This is a genomic window from Xylophilus sp. ASV27 (assembly GCF_016428875.1).
Lineage (GTDB): Bacteria > Pseudomonadota > Gammaproteobacteria > Burkholderiales > Burkholderiaceae_C > Xylophilus.
Genome location: NZ_JAELTO010000311.1, coordinates 1 through 390, shown reverse-complemented (window position 1 = coordinate 390; position 390 = coordinate 1). Strand labels below are relative to the sequence as shown.

Here is a 390-nt window from a genome sequence, read left to right as displayed (position 1 = left end):
AGTGCTTTACAACCCGAAGGCCTTCTTCACACACGCGGCATGGCTGCATCAGGCTTGCGCCCATTGTGCAATATTCCCCACTGCTGCCTCCCGTAGGAGTCTGGACCGTGTCTCAGTTCCAGTGTGGCTGGTCATCCTCTCAGACCAGCTAGGGATCGTCGCCTAGGTGAGCCATTACCTCACCTACTAGCTAATCCCATCTGGGCACATCCGATGGTGTGAGGCCCGAAGGTCCCCCACTTTGGTCCGAAGACGTTATGCGGTATTAGCTACCGTTTCCAGTAGTTATCCCCCTCCATCGGGCAGTTTCCCAGACATTACTCACCCGTCCGCCGCTCGTCACCCAGGAGCAAGCTCCTTGTGCTACCGCTCGACTTGCATGTGTTAGGC

General features: G+C 56.9%; 1 rRNA gene. It reads right to left on the bottom strand.

Going from position 1 to position 390, the window contains the following annotated elements:
• Window positions 1-390, bottom strand: a 16S ribosomal RNA gene (locus JHD63_RS23055); the annotation flags it as partial.